Genomic DNA, 15474 nt, shown 5'->3' on the forward strand with positions numbered 1-15474 from the left:
GCTGACCAGCGACAATCCGGAGATTGGAGCTGTAGTCGCAGTGGAACGAACGCCGGTCGACCCGTGGACGTGGTCGGCGGGGCTGGGCTACCACCAGGGCGAGGTCGTCACGGGCCAGACCCGGACGCTGTACTGCGCCGGGCAGGCCTCGATGAACGGTGAGGGCGGGCCCGAGCACGCCGGCGACATGGCGGCGCAGCTGGCGCTGAGCCTCGACAACCTGGAGGCCGTGCTGGCCGGGGCGGGGATGACGCCGGCGAACCTGGTGCGGCTCACCGTGTACACCACCGACGTCGACCTGCTGTTCCAGCACTACGGAGTGCTGGCAGCGCGTCTCGGCGCGGCGCAGGCGGCTCCGCCCACGACGATGCTCGGTGTCAGCAGGCTGGCGCTCCCCGACCTGATGGTCGAGCTCGAGGGGACGGCCGTGGCGTGACGCACGGGGTGGTGACGATCGGCGTGTACGGCTTCGACAAGAAGTCGTTCCTGCGAGCACTGCGGGAGGCGGAAGTCGGGCTGCTGCTCGACGTGCGGCAGCGGCGCGGTGTCCGCGGGCCCGAGTACGCCTGGGCGAACTCGCTCCGGTTGCAGGCGGCGCTCGCCCGGGCCGGGATCGCCTACGAGCACCACCCCGAACTCGCGCCGACGACCGAGCTGCGGCAGGTGCAGTACGCGGAGGACGCCCGGCAGGGCGTGGGCAAGCGCAGCCGCCGCGCGCTCGCCGCCGAGTACGTCCGCCGCTACACCGGCGAGATCCTCGGCAGTGCCGACCTGGCTCCCATCAGGTCGGCGCTGCCGAGGGGCGCGGCGTTGCTCTGCGTCGAACGCGACCCCGGGGCGTGCCACCGCTCGTTGGTCGCCGAGCGGCTCGGCGTCCCGGTCCGGCATCTGCTGCCGTGACGGCCCAAAAGCGGCACTGATCCCGTTTTCGTCCGGAGGAAGAAGGCGGCGCGCCGGACGGGAGTTCATTTTGCGGACCCCGCGGTCGATTCGACGTGAATTCGACGATCAAGCCGCGGGAAATCTGCGGAGCATTTGACGGCCCGCTAATTTGGGAGCGCTCCCATAATCCTGCCCCAGGAGTCGTCATGCGAAAGACCTTTCGTGCGGCCGTTGCCGCCGGACTGCTCGTCGCGAGCACCTTCGTCGCGACGGCGGGTCCCGCCCAAGCCGACGTGACCATCTGCGACCAGTACGGATCGACCACGATCCAGGGCCGGTACGCGGTCCAGAACAACCGGTGGGGCACGTCGGCCCAGCAGTGCATCAACGTCACGTCGTCCGGTTTCCAGATCACCCGCCAGGACGGCTCGGCGCCGACCAACGGGGCGCCCGTGTCCTACCCCTCGGCGTTCCTCGGCTGCCACTACGGCAACTGTTCCCCAGGCTCTGCCCTGCCGATGCAGGTGAGCCGGATCCGCAGTGCCACGTCGGCGATCAACTACCGCTATTCCGGCGGCACCTACAACGCCTCGTACGACATCTGGCTCGACCCCACGCCGAAGACCAACGGGGTGAACCAGATGGAGATCATGATCTGGTTCAACCGCCAGGGGTCGATCCAGCCGATCGGCAGCGCGGTCGGCACGACCACCCTCGGCGGGCGCAGCTGGCAGGTGTGGCGCGGCAGCAACGGCTCCAACAACGTCATCTCGTACGTCGCGCAGTCGCCGATCAGCTCGTGGTCGTTCAACGTGCTCGACTTCGTCAACGACGTGCGCAACCGCGGCGCGATCACGAACTCCTGGTACCTGACGAGCATCCAGGCCGGGTTCGAGCCGTGGAACGGCGGCGTCGGCCTGGCGGTCGACAACTTCTCGGCCTCCGTCAGCGGCTGAGCACGACCTCCACCTGCCTGAGTGGAAACTGCGCACTTTCCACTCAGGCAAGTACTTTCCCGCGGCTGACGTCCGTGCTCCCCCAGGTCAGCCCTGCAACTGCTGGAGTCCGATGACGCGCAGCAGGTCGAGCTTCTGCTCGTCTTCGGAGCCGGGGGCCGCGGTCATCATCACGATCGTCTGGTCACCGGGGCCGCCGGTGAACGTGTCGCAGTCCACGACGACGTCGCCGACCTGTTCGGTGTGGACGGTCTTGCGGCTGGTGCGCAGTTCTCCGACCGTTCCGGCCTCCCAGCGCCGAGCGAAGTCGGGCGAGGCCTCGAGCAGGCGTTCGACGAGGCGCGGGATGTCGGGGTCGTCGGGGTAGCGGCCTGCGGCGGTGCGGATGTGGCCGACGAGGTCACGGGCGTAGGCCTCGTCGTCGTCAGGCGTGTGGGTGATCCGCAGCGTCGGGTCGGTGAAGTACCGCCACGCGACGTTGCGCTGCAGCCGGGTCTGACTGGACGGGTCGCCGAACATGGCCGCCCACAACGGGTTCCACAGCACCAGTTCGTAGATCGCGGTGTGGACGGCCACGGCCACCGGTGCGTTGCGGAACCGGTCGACCATGCGCTGCGCCGTGGGCGTGACGTGCCTCGGCACGTGCCTCGACGAGGGCGCGGCCAGCCCGGCGACCCGGAAGAGGTGGTCGCGTTCGGCCTCGTTCAACCGCAGCGCCCTGGCAAGTGCGGTCAGCAGCTGTGAGGAGGGGTTGCGGGCTCGGCCCTGTTCCAGGCGGACGATGTAGTCGACGCTGACCCCGGTGAGCAGGGCGAGCTCCTCGCGGCGCAGACCAGGCGCACGCCTGTCCAGGCCGGAGGGCAGTCCGACGTCCTCCGGGCGGACCCGGTCCCTCCACGCCCTGAGGATCTGCGCGAACTCACCCATGCGCCCATGATGCCCCGGAACAGGCCTCAGCGGGTGGTACTGGCAGTCCTACCGCCCAAGGGTGCCTGGTGACCGGCCCCGTGCGGGCGCACGGTGGTGGCATGACAACGACTTTGGTGACCGGAGCCAACAAGGGTCTCGGTCTGGAGACCACCCGCCGGTTGATCGCCGCGGGTCACACCGTCCACGCCGGCATGCGTGATCTGGCCGGCGGGGGTCCCGCCCGGGAGCTGGGCGCGATCCCGGTGCAGCTCGACGTCACCGACGACGAGAGCGTCGCCAAGGCGGTCGCGTCCCTGCCCGAGCTCGACGTGCTGATCAACAACGCGGCCGTCGTCGGCCCGTCCTGGGGCCTCGACGACCTCGACGTCGAGGCGATGCGCATCGCGTTCGAAACCAACGTCTTCGGCATCGTCCGCCTCACCCAGGCCGTCCTGCCCCTGTTGCGGCACTCGGCCAACCCGGTGATCGTCAACGTCGCCTCCGGCCTCGGCTTTCCCCGAGCCCTGCTCGACCCGGACGACGACTCCTTCCACGGGCTGATGGTCCCCTACGCCAGTTCCAAGGCCGCGGTGATCGCGCTGACCGTCCAGTACGCCAAGAACCTGCCGCAGATGCGGATCAACGCCTCCGATCCCGGCTACACCGCCACCGACCTCAACGCCCACCAAGGGCACCAGACCGTCACCCAGGGCACCGACGCCACCGTCGCCTTGGCGCAGCTCGACTCCGACGGTCCCACCGGCGAGTTCCACAACCGCCACGGCCGCCTCGACTACTGAGCCCCGACCGGAGAAGGCGATTCCCATGACGCACACCGACCTGCGCGAGTGGTACCTGCGCTACATCTCCGCGCTCGACGCCCACGAGATCGACCGCATGGACGAGTTCGTCGCCGACGAGGTGCTCCTCAACGGTGAGCCGGGCTCCCGGGACGCCGTGACGGCCGACATGCGGAGCATCATCGACGCCGTCCCCGACTTCCACTGGGAGGTCCAGGAACTGCTCGTCGACCGCGACCGCATCGCCGCACGCGTGAAGAACACCGGCACCCCGGTGGAGGAATGGCTCGGCGTCCCCGCGACCGGAGCCTCGTTCGAGGTCATCGAATACGCCATCTACGAAGTTCGCGACGGCAGGTTCGTCCAGATGACCAACCTGCACGACTCCGCCGAGGTCCGCCGCCAGCTGACCGCCTGACCTTGACGTTGAAGCGGCACGGTCAATCCCGCAGGCTGGCGCCGGGACCGGGGGCGGCCTGAATGTCACCCAGGCTGTCCACGGGATGGTCGTGCGCGCAGCGGATCTCGGTGCGGATCGCCGCCCCGCAACCGTGGTGGGTGAGCACGACGGTGGGTCCGCCGGGTGTGGGAAGCCAGCGGTCCGCCCAGTTCAGCAGGCTGATGATCGCGGCGGCCAGGTCCCGTCCCTTGTCGGTGAGGCGGTACTCGTGGCGGCCGCGTGATCCGGTGTCGTGGTAGGCGACCTTGGTCAGGATGCCCTGGCCGGTCAGGTCGCGCAGGCGTGCGGACAGCACGCCGGGGGTGAGGCCGGTGTGGCGGCGGAAGTCGTCGAAGCGCCGGGTGCCGTAGAACGCCTCCCGCACGACCTGCCCGGCGCTGCGCGGCACGAGCACGTCGAGTGCTCGCTGCACGGAGTCCGGTTCCAGGAGCCACGCTTCGCGGTTCCACGCCGGGTCCGCGGCCTCGGTCGGTTCCTGAGCGCGGGGCTGCTGCATGCGCGCACTGTGTCACATGCCCCCGCACCTGACGTCCACGAGAGCCGCTGTCGTGCGGCGTGCCGGAAGGGTCCGCTACCGTTCTGGGTATGGTTCACGGTACTCAGCCGGTGCGGCGGTTCGTGGCGCTCGGCGACAGCCTCACCGAGGGGGTCGGCGACCCCCGGCTCGACGGCACGCTGCGCGGCTGGGCCGACGTCCTGGCCGGCGAGCTCGACCACGCGTGGCCCGGACTGCGCTACGACAACCTCGCCGTGCGCGGATGGCACGCCGAGCACGTCCTGCAGCACCAGCTCGAGCAGGCGCTGCGGCTCAAACCCGACCTGGCGAGCGTCATGGCCGGCGCCAACGACGCGTTCGACCGCCACGGCTTCGACGGCGCCGCAGTGGGCCGCGTGCTGCGGCGGACGGTGGCGGCCCTGTGCGACACCGGCACACGGGTGGTCATGGCCACCCTGCCGGACATCACCCGGCGCTGGCCGGGACCCGCACGCCTGCACCAGGCGACACGCTCACGGTTCGAGCTCGTCAACGACCACGTGCGCACGATCGCGGTGGAGCACAACGCGATCATGCACGACCTGTGGCACGACGAACGCACCCACGCGCCACGGATGTGGTCCATCGACCGCGTCCACCCCGGCACGCACGGGCACGCCGGCATCGCTCACAGCTTCGCCGAGCTCATCCTCGGTCACGCGCGCGAATCCTGGACCCCGGCGGGCCCGTCGGTGACCGCGGCGCAACGACTGGCCGAGATCCGCTCGCTCTGCACCATCCTGCGCACCGACCGGAGCCGCCCGCTGCCCGCCCAGCTCCCCCGCGGACCGTGGAAGTCCGTTCTCTCCTCGACACACCCCTGAAGAGCGATGCGCCGCACTGTGGACCACATAGTTCTGTGACCTAGACAGCACCAACGTCAACGGACTCGATCGCGGCGGCCGCGATCGGGGTCGCGGTCTCCACGTACCGGGTCGCCAGGGCCTGGAACAGCTCCTCCGCCTCGATCGCGGGCCAGTCCGCCGCCAGCAGCTCGGCCGGCAGGTGCGGGTCCTGCCGCACGAGGTCGAGCCAGTCGGCGTGCAGCAGCAGCTGACGGGCCAGGTCGTCGGGCAACGAGTCGTCCGGTTCGCGCCAGCGCGTCAGGAAGTCCTGGTAGCGGGCGGCGATGGCGGTCGTGTCGAACGCGCGGCGGGCCAGATCGGCCGCCTCGGTCGGTTTCGCGTGCTGCGCGGTGAAGACGGTGACGTTGCCGGCGAGACCGAGACCCTCGACCACCTCGGTGACGTCGTGAGTGCCGGGCGCGATCCACAGACCGTTCTGCACCGGCCCGAAACCAGCCCACTGCAGCTGCGTGCGCAGGTCGTGGCGTTCACCGCGGCGGCCCTCCGGCAGCGAGAAGCCGACCAGGGTCCAGGTGCCGTCCCAGTCCCTGTTCACGGCGCCGCGCTGCCAGATGCGGCGTTCACCGTCGCGCAGGACGTCCGTCGCGCGCGGGGTGAGTCCGAAGTAGACCTTGCGGCCGTTGCGGTGCTTGGCGAGCAGGCCCCGCGACGTCATGCGGGTCAGCGTCGAGCGCACCGCCTCCTCCGAGACGTCGACGCGCGCGAACACGTCGATCACGCTGCCCGAGTAGACCGCGATGCCGCGGTCGAACACGTACAGGCCCAGGAAGTTGAGCATCAAGGACTGGGGCGTCACCGGTCTCACGATACATGTTGGGCAGCATCTAGACGAGCGTCATGAGAATGCCCTACTTTGAATCTCGTTCCCCACCGAGAGGACTCGCCTGATGGAGCTGTCGGGAAAGGTCGCGATCGTCACCGGCGCCGGCCGCGGACTGGGCAGGGCCTACGCGGAAGCCTTGGCGCGCAACGGGGCCCAGGTCGTGGTCAACGACGTGGACGGCGTCGCCGAAGAGGTCGCCGCGAGCATCGGCGGCCGGGCGGTGATCGCACCGGTCGGCTCCACCGAGACCGCCGACCTGCTCGTCGCGGCCGCGGTCGAGGAGTTCGGGCGGCTCGACGTGATGGTCACCAACGCGGGCGTCCTGCGCGACCGCGTGCTGTGGAAGATGAGCGACGACGACTTCGACACCGTGATCGACGTGCACCTGCGCGGCACGTTCACCTGCGCCCGCGCGGCGGCGGTGCGGATGCGGGAGCAGGGCACCGGCGGCCGTCTCGTGCTGGTCTCCTCGCCCGCCGGGCAGCGCGGCAACTTCGGGCAGACCAACTACTCCGCCGCCAAGGCCGGGATCGCCGCCATGGCACGGACCTGGGCCCTGGAGCTCGCCCGGTCCGACATCGCCGTCAACGCCGTCGTCCCGGTCGCCGCCACCGAGATGACGCGGACGATCCCCGCGTTCGCCCCGCTGATCGAGGAGTCGGAACGGACCGGGGCGCCGTTGCCGCAGTGGGTGCGGCGCGACGAGGGCCTCGGCACCGTCGAGGACGTCGCCGGCCTGATCGTGTACCTGGCCTCGGACGCGGCGAAGGGCGTGACGGGGCAGGCGATCGGCATCGGCGGCGACCGGCTCGCGCTCTGGGCGCACCCCGCCGAGAAGCAGGCCCTGTTCGCCGACGGCGGCTGGAGCGCGGACGCGATCGCCGAGCGGTTCGGCGAGTTCGAACCCGAGAGCTACGGGATTCCTCAGCCGGTGGCGCCGTGAACATTGACGAGTTGGTCGCCATCGACGTGCACACCCACGCGGAGATCTCCAGCGACGGCCACAGTTCCCTGAGCCCGGCGTTGATCGAGGCGTCCGCCAAGTACTTCAAGGCCGCCCACCGCCAGCCGACGATCGCCGAGACCGCGCGGATCTACCGCGAGCGGAAGATGGCCGCGGTGATCTTCACGGTCGACGCGGAGCACGCCACGGGCCACCCGCGCATCTCCAACGAGGAGATCGCCGCGTCCTGCGCCGAACACGCCGACGTGCTGATCCCGTTCGCGAGCGTCGACCCGTGGAAGGGCCGCTCGGCGGTGCGCGAGGCGCGCAGGCTGGTCGAGGAGCACGGCGTGCGGGGCTTCAAGTTCCACCCCAGTCTGCAGGACTTCTCACCGAACGACCGGATGGCCTACATGCTCTACGAGGTGATCGAGGAGCTCGGCGTCCCCGCGCTCTTCCACAGTGGACAGACCGGCATCGGCGCGGGTGTGCCGGGCGGCGGTGGCATCAGGCTCAAGCACTCCAACCCGATGCTCGTCGACGACGTGGCCGTCGACTTCCCGCACCTCAGGATCGTGCTCGCGCACCCGTCGTTCCCGTGGCAGGACGAGGCGCTCGCGGTGGCCACGCACAAACCGTTCGTGCACATCGACCTGTCCGGCTGGTCGCCGAAGTACTTCCCGCCGCAGCTCGTCCGCTACGCCAACACGCTGCTGCAGGACAAGGTCCTGTTCGGCTCGGACCACCCGGTGATCACCCCGGACCGCTGGCTCGCGGACTTCGCGAAGCTCGACATCTCCGACGAGGTCCGCCCCAAGATCCTCAAGCACAACGCCGCCCGTCTGCTCGGACTCGTGAAGGAGGACGCGTGACCACCACCGTCAACGGAATCGCAGAGCTGAAAGCCCTGGCGGGCAGGAGCCTCGGGCACACGGACTGGCTGCAGATCGACCAGGACCGCGTCGACACGTTCGCCTCCGCCACCGACGACCACCAGTGGATCCACGTCGACCCGGAACGCGCCGCGTCCGGACCGTTCGGCGGCACGATCGCCCACGGCTACCTCACGCTGGCGCTGCTCATCCCCCTGATGACCGAGCTGCTCGAGGTCTCCGGGGTGCGGATGAGCCTCAACTACGGGCTGGACAAGGTGCGGTTCCCCGCCCCCGTGCCGGTCGGGGCCAAGATCCGGCTGCTCGGTTCGGTCGCGTCCGTCGAGGACGTGCCGGGTGACGGCGTCCAGCTCACCGTCGACTTCACCGTCGAGATCGAGGGCTCCGCGAAGCCCGCTTGCGTCGCACGTGCCGTCTACCGCCACTACACATGAGGTGAAGTCATGGCGACAACAACGCAGTTACGCCGTGCCGTTACGTCCAGCTTCCTCGGCAGTGTGATCGAGTACTACGACTTCCTGCTCTACGCCACCGCTTCCGCCATCGTGTTCAACAAGGTCTTCTTCTCCTCGCTGGACCCGCTGGTCGGCACCCTCGCGAGCTTCGGCACGTTCGCCACCGGCTACCTCGCCCGGCCGATCGGCGGAATCCTCTTCGGACACTTCGGCGACCTGCTGGGGCGCAAGAAGATGCTCGTCCTGACCATGACTCTCATGGGCGTGGCGAGCTTCCTGATCGGCCTGCTGCCCACCTACGCCCAGATCGGCTGGCTCGCCCCTGCCGGACTGGTCCTGCTGCGGGTGGTGCAGGGCATCTCGGTCGGCGGCGAGTGGGGCGGCGCCGTGCTGATGTCGGCCGAGCACGCCACCTCCCGGCGCGGGTTGTGGGCGAGCTTCACCAACGCGGGCGCGCCGTGCGGCATGGTGCTGTCGACCGCCGCCCTGACCGGCACGGCCGCGCTGGTCGGCGAGCAGGCGTTCCTCGACTGGGGCTGGCGGGTGCCGTTCCTGCTCAGCGTGGTGCTGCTCGGCATCGGCCTGTTCGTGCGGATGAAGGTCGAGGAGACGCCGGTCTTCAAGGCCGAGCGCAAGCCGGGCTCCATGCCGTTGCTCGACGTGCTGCGCAACCACCCGCGCACGCTCGCGCTGGGCATCGGTGTCGGCCTCTCGGCGTTCGTCGCGCAGTCGACCCTGACGACGTTCGTGCTGGCGTACGGCGTGCAGGCGGGCGAGAGCAGGCAGATGATCCTCAACGCGCTGACCCTGTCGTCGGCGCTCGCCGTGCTCGGCATCCTCGGCTGGTCGGCGGCCTCGGACCGGTTCGGGCGCAGGCCCGTCGTGCTCGTCGGAGCCGTGCTCATGGCGATCTTCGGCTTCACGCTGTTCCCGTTGGTGGACAACGGCTATGTGGTCATCGCCCTGATCCTCGGCCAGGCCGTCATCCACCCGATGATGTACGGGCCGCTCGCCGCCCTCTACAGCGAGCTGTTCAACACCGGCAGCCGCTACACCGGCGCCTCCCTCGGCTACCAGCTCGCGGGCCTGGGCGCGGGCCTCGCGCCGTTGCTCTTCGCGCAGGTGCAGAGGTCGGCCGGCACGGGCGCGATCCCGTTCATCCTCGCGGCCTTCTGCCTGCTCACCGTCGTGTGCACGGTGATCCTCCGGGAGACCAGCCGGACCAGCCTGACAGGAGACAGGAATGCGGAACTCGGGGCTGGGCAGCTGGCCGCATCGCCGCGCACGCATGGCGCCGACGCGTAAAGCGTTCACCTGCAACGGAATCTCCACGACGTACGGCGAGCTGGCCGTCCGCACGACCCGGCTCGCGTGGCGGTTGCGCGAGCTCGGCGTGCGGCGCGGTGACCGGGTCGCGTACCTCGGCCAGAACCACCCGTCGTTCGCCGAGACCATGTTCGCCGCCCACCAGCTGGGCGCGGTCTTCGTGCCGCTGAACTTCCGGCTCACCCCGGCGGAGATCAACTACCAGCTGGCGGACTCCGGCGCGCACGTGCTGGTGCACGCGCCTTCGCACGCCGTCGAACACCCGCGGGCGGTGTCGCTCTCGACCTACGAGGAGTGGCTCCTCGACGCGTCCGACGAGCCGTTGGACGAGCCGGTCGCCCTTGAGGACCCCGCCCTGATCCTCTACACCTCCGGCACCACCGGCAGGCCCAAGGGCGCGGTCCTGAGCCACGCCAACCTGCTGTGGAACACCTTCAACCTGCTGATCGGCGTCGACATCGCGTCCGACGAGGTCGCCCTGATCTCGGCGCCGCTGTTCCACGTCGCCGCGCTCGCCCAGACGCTGCTGCCCACCTTCATCAAGGGCGGGCACAGCGTGATCACCCCGGGCTGGGACGTCACCACGTGCGTGTCGTTGATCGAGACGCACCGCGTGACGTGGATGTTCGGCGTGTCCACGATGTTCGCCGACCTGGCCTCGTCCTCGCAGTGGCACACCGCGGACCTGTCGTCGTTGCGCGTGCTGCTGTGCGGTGGCGCGGCGGTGCCGGACGCGGTGATCCGCGCCTACCAGGACCGGGGCCTGGTGTTCTGCCAGGGTTACGGCCTCACCGAGACCGCGCCGGGCGCCACGTTCCTCGAAGCCGCCGACAGCGTGAGCAGGGCGGGTTCGGCCGGGCCGTGCGTGTTCTTCGGCGACCTGAGGCTCGCCGACACCGGCGAGGTCGAGGTGCAGGGCCCGAACGTCACCCCGGGCTACTGGAACGACCCGGTCGCCACCGCGGCCGCGTTCACCGAGGACGGGTGGTTCCGCACCGGCGACATCGGGCGGCTCGACGACGGGCACCTGTACGTCCTCGACCGCCTGAAGGACATGTACATCTCCGGCGGCGAGAACGTCTACCCGGCCGAGGTGGAGAACGCGATCACCTCGCACCCGGACGTGGCCGAGGTGGCCGTCGTCGGGGTGCCGGACCAGCGCTGGGGCGAGGTCGGCCGGGCGTTCGTGCGGCCGCGCGACGGTGCCGCGGTCGACGCGGCCGGGTTGCGGGAGTTCCTGGTGCCACGCCTGGCGAAGTACAAGATCCCCGTGCACGTCGAGGTGGTCGCCGAACTGCCTCGCACGGGCTCGGGGAAGGTCCTCAAGCCCGCGCTGCGCCGGTTGCCGTTGTGACCGCGTGGCGGGCCAGGACCGTCTGGACCGCCTCGTCCACCGAGTGGGCCAGGGCCTTCTCGGTGGGCGCCCAGTTCACCAGCAGCATCCGGGGCCAGAACGCGAAGTTCGAGATCATGCCGAGGAACTGCGTGGCGGTGAGGACCGGGTCGTCCACGCGCAGCGTGCCGGCGGCGTGCTCGGTGGCGAGGTAGTCGCGGACGGAGTCGAAGAACGGCTGCTTGCCCAGCCTGAACTGCGTCTGGCCGAGCTCGGGGAAGCGCGGCGCCTCGGCGATGACGATGCGGAACAACGCGACCATGCCCGGCCGCGTCAGCAGCGCCACGTACCGGTTGCCGAGCGCCGTCAGCCCCTTCGCCGGATCACCGGGCTGCGGCGTGAGCGCGCCCTCCTCCGTGCGCCAGTAGTCCGTGACGATCGCGTCGAACAGCTCCGCCTTCGTCGGGAACTGCTTGAACAGCGTCGCCTTCGACACCCCGGCCGCGTCGGCGATGCGCGCGAGCGACGTCTTGTCGTACCCGGACTCCAGGAACAGCCCGGTGGCGGCGTCGACGATCGCCGTCCGCTTCTGCTCCGCCATGCGCTCGTGGTAGGTCGGCACGCCCCCAGTATGCCATGAGGTGAGTTACTTGACTCACCATCTACCTCGTGCCTACTGTTCCGAGGTGAGTCACTCAACTCACCACTGGAGGACACGATGGGACGCTTCGACGGACGAACGGTGCTGGTCACTGGCGCGACGAGCGGGATGGGCGCGAGCCACGTGCGCGGCTTCCACGCCGAGGGAGCACAGGTCGTGATCGCCGCGCGGAACCTGGAGGCGGGCACCGCGTTCGCGGCGGAACTGGGCTCGCGGGCGTCCGCCGTGCGGCTCGACGTGACGTCCGAGACGGACTGGATCGCGGCACTGGAGGCGGCCGGACCGATCTCGGTGCTGGTCAACAACGCGGGCGCCCAGCACCCCGCCGCGTTGATCGAGGACACCGCGCTGCAGGTCTGGGAACGGACGCTGGCGGTGAACCTGACCGGGCAGTTCCTCGGCATCAAGCACGCCGCTCCGTCGTTGCGGCAGGCCGGCGGCGGGTCGATCGTGAACATCGCCTCGACCATGGGCAACGTCGGCCAGGCCTATTACGCGCCTTACGTGGCGAGCAAGTGGGCGTTGCGCGGGCTCACCAGGACCGCCGCGCTGGAACTCGGCCGCGACGGCATCCGTGTGAACTCGGTCCACCCCGGTGTCGTGGCGACGCCGCTGATCACCGAGCCGGTGGCCGACGGCCAGCCCGCGATCGGCGACCTCTACTCCCCCGCCCCGTTCGCCGTGCCGCGGCTGGGCACGCCGGAGGAGGTCACCGCGCTGGTCCTGCACCTGGCCTCCGACGACGGCGCGTTCGCGACCGGGGCGGAGTTCGTGCTGGACGGCGGTCTGCTGCTCGGTCCGGCGCTAGCGGCCTAGGTAGTCGCTCACCGGGCCGAACGTGAACAACCCGGTGCCGGCGACGAGCTCGTCCCTGGCGGGCAACAACAACCCGCGGGCGCGCTCCCGCAGTTCGTCGTCCTGCAGGCGCTCGGCCGCCATCGCCAGCAGGCACGCCCTGACCTCCGCGAGGAGGTCGGCGGGTCCCGGCGGCAGAGCCCGCGCGGCGGCCAGCGCCTCGTCGTGCGGCAACGCCAGCGGGCGAACCCACTGCAGGTGCGGGCCCCAGTCGTCGTTCAGGTCCACTGTGGACGGACCGTGCAGGCTCAGCAGGGCCAACGGGAGCAGTCCGCGTTCCATGCCCCACATGCCGGTGCCCTTGACGCGCTCGGCCGCCGCCCGGTAGGCGCGGTCGGCCTCGGCGACCTGGCCGGAGGCCGCGAGCTTCAGCGCCGCGTACCAGTCGGTGAAGACGCTGACCAGCGGCAGGTCGTGGCGCCGGGCCACCGCGTCGGCGGCGGCCGCGTGCCGGTCCGCCGTGTCGAAGTCGGCCAGCGCGGAGCAGGCCTGGACGAGGATCAGGTGCCCCAGCACCTCGTGGGTCACGAGACGGCCGGTCGCGACCTCGAGGAGCTCCCGGCCGATCGCGGCGCGTTCCGGGGCCAGTCCGGTGCGGTGGAAGGTGTGCATGAAGCGGGCGTTCAGCGCGAACGCCCGCAGTTCGGGGTCGCCGAGGTCGTTCGCGACAGCCTCGGCCTCCCGTGCCTGCGCGAGGCGGGCGCCGGTGCCGCGGTCCTCCATCGCGATCGTGGCGAGCAGACGGGCCCTGGTGGCGGTGGGACCGGGGAAGGCGGCCAGCGCGTGTTCGGCGGCCCGCACCAGTTCGGCGGAGTGGGCCGGGTCGTCGTTCGTCGTCCAGATGCCGGGAACGTCGAACGACCCGATCACCTCGGCCACCTCGTGCGGACCACCGGCGAGCCGCAACGCCGCCGACCTCCGTTCGCGCGCCGCCTCCAGGTCCCCGCTCACCGCCAGAGCCCTGACCAGTCCGGTCATCAGGTCGAGCCGCTCCGAACCGGCCGCGATCGCGGCCCTCCACAGGCGCACGGCCTCTCGTGGCGACCGCGTCTGCGCCGCCGCCTCGGCCAGTGCCCGCACCGCCGCGGCACTCCGCGTTCCCGCCAGCGCGTGGTGGTGCGCGAGCGTCTGAACGTCACCGGGGGGCAGCGCCTCCGCCACCGCCGCGTGCCAGCGAGCGCGTCTGGTCAACGACACGTCCTCGTAAAGCGTGTCGCGCACCAACGCGTGCGTGAACCGGGCGTGTCCGGGCGCCACCTCCACCACGAACCCCGCCTCGATCGCGAGGTCCAGCGCGTCGAGAACGTCGTGACCCGCCAGTGCGGCCAGCAGGTCCACGTCGACGTCCCTGCCCAGCACGGACGCCTGGTGCAGCACGGTCCGCGCCTCGGCCGGCAACCGCGCGAGGCGGTGCCGGAGCACGTCCCGCACCCCGGCCGGGACGCCCAGCGACCCCTCCGCCGCCAGCAACCGCGCGAGTTCCTTGACGTAGAACGGGTTGCCGCCGCTGCGCTCGTGGATCGCCCGCGCGTCGGCTGCGCCGACGAGTGCGGCGACGGCTTCCTCGTCCAGGCCGGCGAGTGCGACGCGAACAGGTTCCGCGCGCGCCAACGCCTCCAGCGGCACGGCGGTGCGCGAGGTGGCCACGATCAGCACGCGGCCCGAGAGCCTGGCCGTGGTGAAGGCGGCCAGCACGGCCAAGGTCTCCTCATCGGCCTGGTGCAGGTCGTCCAGCACCACCAGCACCGGTGCCGCCGACTCCACGGCGGCCACCACCGCGCGGCGCAGGTGGAACCGGTCGGTGGTGGTCAGCTCCTCCCTCAGCGCCTCCACGACCTGCTGCCACGGCCACGCCACCGGCGCGTCCTCCGGGCAGCGCGCCCAGACCGTCCTCCACCCCTTCGCGCCGAGCACGGCGGTGAACGCCTCGGCCAGCGCGGTCTTGCCGATGCCCGCCTCGCCGGTCACCAGAGCGATGCCCAGTCCGGCGGCCGGCACGGCGGTGTCCAGGGCGGCCAGCTCCACGGACCTTCCCACCAGCGACGACTCCGGCGCGGGTGTGAGGCGGGGCGACTGGGCGAGGATGTCGGACTCCAGCGCGCGGAGTTCCGGACCTGGATCCACACCGAGGTCCTCGACGAGCGCGTTCCGTGCGGCGCGCACCGCCTCCAGCGCGTCGCCCTGCCGGCCTTCGCGGTACAACGCCAGCGCGAGCAGGCTCCACGCCTTCTCCCGCCACGGGTGGTCGGCCAGGTGGGCCCGCAGGTCGGCGACGACTTCGGCCGCACGTCCGAGCGCCAGTGCGGCCTCCGCCCTGCGTTCGACCGCCACCAGCCGCAACTCCTCCAGGCGGTCGATCTCCGCCCGCGCCCAGTGCTCGTCGGCGAACTCGGCGTAGGCGGGTCCGCGCCACAACGCCAGCGCACCGTCCAGCACGGACAGGTCGCCGCCGAGCACCTCCTCGAACCGCCAGGCGTCCACGTCCTCCGCGAGCAGCGCGTACCCCGTGCCCTCGGTCACCAGCAGCGAGGAAGGGGTCCTGGGTGGGCGATCGGGTTCGAGGGCCTTGCGCAGCGCGCCGACGAACGTCTGCACCGTGCCGAGTGCGCCGTCCGGCGGGTCCTCCCACAGGTCGGCGACGAGCGTGCGCACCGGGACGACCCGGCGCCGGGCGACCAGCAGGCGAGCCAGCACGGCGCGTTGCCTGGGCCCGCCGAGACGGGCGGAACCGGCGGTCAGGGGGCCCAGCACCCCGAACGTCACCACCCGCTGACCCC

At 70.9% G+C, this 15474-nt stretch carries 17 protein-coding genes; 12 read left to right on the plus strand and 5 right to left on the minus strand.

Features of this window, described 5'->3' with window-relative positions:
* Nucleotides 1-40: 40 nt before the first annotated feature.
* The 3 genes from IE307_RS06960 (at nucleotide 41) to IE307_RS06970 (ending at nucleotide 1838) form a co-directional block, all read left to right on the plus strand.
* On the plus strand, nucleotides 41-436 hold the full coding sequence (locus IE307_RS06960; protein WP_191296826.1) for a RidA family protein: 396 nt from the start codon (nucleotides 41-43) through the stop codon (nucleotides 434-436).
* A complete protein-coding gene (locus tag IE307_RS06965; RefSeq protein ID WP_229904484.1) occupies nucleotides 433-900 on the plus strand; it encodes a DUF488 domain-containing protein in 468 nt (155 codons plus the stop codon). Before IE307_RS06960 ends, IE307_RS06965 begins: the two co-directional genes overlap by 4 nt.
* Nucleotides 901-1088: 188 nt before the next feature.
* Complete coding sequence (locus tag IE307_RS06970; protein ID WP_191296828.1) at nucleotides 1089-1838, plus strand: GH12 family glycosyl hydrolase domain-containing protein; 750 nt, start codon at nucleotides 1089-1091, stop codon at nucleotides 1836-1838.
* An 87-nt stretch (nucleotides 1839-1925) separates the two neighbouring features.
* Here the strand turns inward: IE307_RS06970 and IE307_RS06975 are convergent, their stop codons facing one another.
* Nucleotides 1926-2765 (minus strand): helix-turn-helix domain-containing protein, encoded by an 840-nt coding sequence (locus tag IE307_RS06975; protein WP_191296831.1) that lies wholly within the window; start codon nucleotides 2763-2765, stop codon nucleotides 1926-1928.
* Between the two features lie 101 nt (nucleotides 2766-2866).
* Here IE307_RS06975 and IE307_RS06980 point away from each other — a divergent pair, with 101 nt between their 5' ends.
* Together IE307_RS06980 and IE307_RS06985 are read left to right on the plus strand one after the other, a co-directional pair.
* A complete protein-coding gene (locus IE307_RS06980; RefSeq protein WP_191296834.1) occupies nucleotides 2867-3547 on the plus strand; it encodes an SDR family NAD(P)-dependent oxidoreductase in 681 nt (226 codons plus the stop codon).
* A 25-nt stretch (nucleotides 3548-3572) separates the two neighbouring features.
* Nucleotides 3573-3965 (plus strand): ester cyclase, encoded by a 393-nt coding sequence (locus IE307_RS06985; RefSeq protein ID WP_191296837.1) that lies wholly within the window; start codon nucleotides 3573-3575, stop codon nucleotides 3963-3965.
* Between the two features lie 22 nt (nucleotides 3966-3987).
* Here the strand turns inward: IE307_RS06985 and IE307_RS06990 are convergent, their stop codons facing one another.
* Nucleotides 3988-4503 (minus strand): winged helix-turn-helix transcriptional regulator, encoded by a 516-nt coding sequence (locus IE307_RS06990; RefSeq protein WP_191296840.1) that lies wholly within the window; start codon nucleotides 4501-4503, stop codon nucleotides 3988-3990.
* An 89-nt stretch (nucleotides 4504-4592) separates the two neighbouring features.
* On the opposite strand from IE307_RS06990, the gene IE307_RS06995 reads away from it, so the two are divergent.
* Nucleotides 4593-5366, plus strand: coding sequence for an SGNH/GDSL hydrolase family protein (locus IE307_RS06995; protein WP_191296843.1), 774 nt, complete (start codon nucleotides 4593-4595; stop codon nucleotides 5364-5366).
* A gap of 40 nt (nucleotides 5367-5406) precedes the next feature.
* On the opposite strand, the gene IE307_RS07000 is transcribed toward IE307_RS06995, so the two are convergent.
* Nucleotides 5407-6204: a PaaX family transcriptional regulator gene (locus IE307_RS07000; protein WP_229904485.1), complete on the minus strand. Its 798-nt coding sequence runs from the start codon at nucleotides 6202-6204 to the stop codon at nucleotides 5407-5409.
* Nucleotides 6205-6295: 91 nt separating this feature from the next.
* Between IE307_RS07000 and IE307_RS07005 the strand changes: the two genes are divergently transcribed.
* From IE307_RS07005 to IE307_RS07025, 5 genes are read left to right on the plus strand one after another with little or no spacing between them, the layout of a single operon-like run.
* The gene (locus IE307_RS07005; protein WP_191296845.1) at nucleotides 6296-7174 is read left to right on the plus strand and encodes an SDR family NAD(P)-dependent oxidoreductase; all 879 of its coding nucleotides are present in this window, start codon (nucleotides 6296-6298) and stop codon (nucleotides 7172-7174) included.
* On the plus strand, nucleotides 7171-8046 hold the full coding sequence (locus tag IE307_RS07010; protein WP_191296846.1) for an amidohydrolase family protein: 876 nt from the start codon (nucleotides 7171-7173) through the stop codon (nucleotides 8044-8046). The genes IE307_RS07005 and IE307_RS07010 overlap by 4 nt, the downstream gene beginning before the upstream one ends.
* Entirely contained in the window at nucleotides 8043-8501 is a 459-nt protein-coding gene (locus IE307_RS07015; RefSeq protein WP_191296848.1) for a MaoC family dehydratase, read from the plus strand. The genes IE307_RS07010 and IE307_RS07015 overlap by 4 nt, the downstream gene beginning before the upstream one ends.
* Before the next feature lie 9 nt (nucleotides 8502-8510).
* Nucleotides 8511-9827 carry an MFS transporter gene (locus IE307_RS07020; RefSeq protein ID WP_191296850.1) on the plus strand — a complete coding sequence of 439 codons (1317 nt, stop codon included), beginning with the start codon at nucleotides 8511-8513 and terminating at the stop codon, nucleotides 9825-9827.
* Entirely contained in the window at nucleotides 9766-11202 is a 1437-nt protein-coding gene (locus tag IE307_RS07025) for an acyl-CoA synthetase (protein WP_191296852.1), read from the plus strand. Before IE307_RS07020 ends, IE307_RS07025 begins: the two co-directional genes overlap by 62 nt.
* Here IE307_RS07025 and IE307_RS07030 read toward each other — a convergent pair.
* Entirely contained in the window at nucleotides 11171-11803 is a 633-nt protein-coding gene (locus IE307_RS07030; protein ID WP_229904486.1) for a TetR/AcrR family transcriptional regulator, read from the minus strand. The two genes, IE307_RS07025 and IE307_RS07030, sit on opposite strands and share 32 nt — an antisense overlap.
* A gap of 96 nt (nucleotides 11804-11899) precedes the next feature.
* On the opposite strand from IE307_RS07030, the gene IE307_RS07035 reads away from it, so the two are divergent.
* On the plus strand, nucleotides 11900-12658 hold the full coding sequence (locus tag IE307_RS07035) for an SDR family NAD(P)-dependent oxidoreductase (protein WP_191296854.1): 759 nt from the start codon (nucleotides 11900-11902) through the stop codon (nucleotides 12656-12658).
* On the opposite strand, the gene IE307_RS07040 is transcribed toward IE307_RS07035, so the two are convergent.
* Nucleotides 12647-15463 (minus strand): ATP-binding protein, encoded by a 2817-nt coding sequence (locus IE307_RS07040; RefSeq protein WP_229904487.1) that lies wholly within the window; start codon nucleotides 15461-15463, stop codon nucleotides 12647-12649. The two genes, IE307_RS07035 and IE307_RS07040, sit on opposite strands and share 12 nt — an antisense overlap.
* Nucleotides 15464-15474: the final 11 nt, after the last annotated feature.

The sequence above is a fragment of the Lentzea cavernae genome (assembly GCF_014653695.1).
Taxonomy (GTDB): Bacteria; Actinomycetota; Actinomycetes; order Mycobacteriales; family Pseudonocardiaceae; genus Lentzea; species Lentzea cavernae.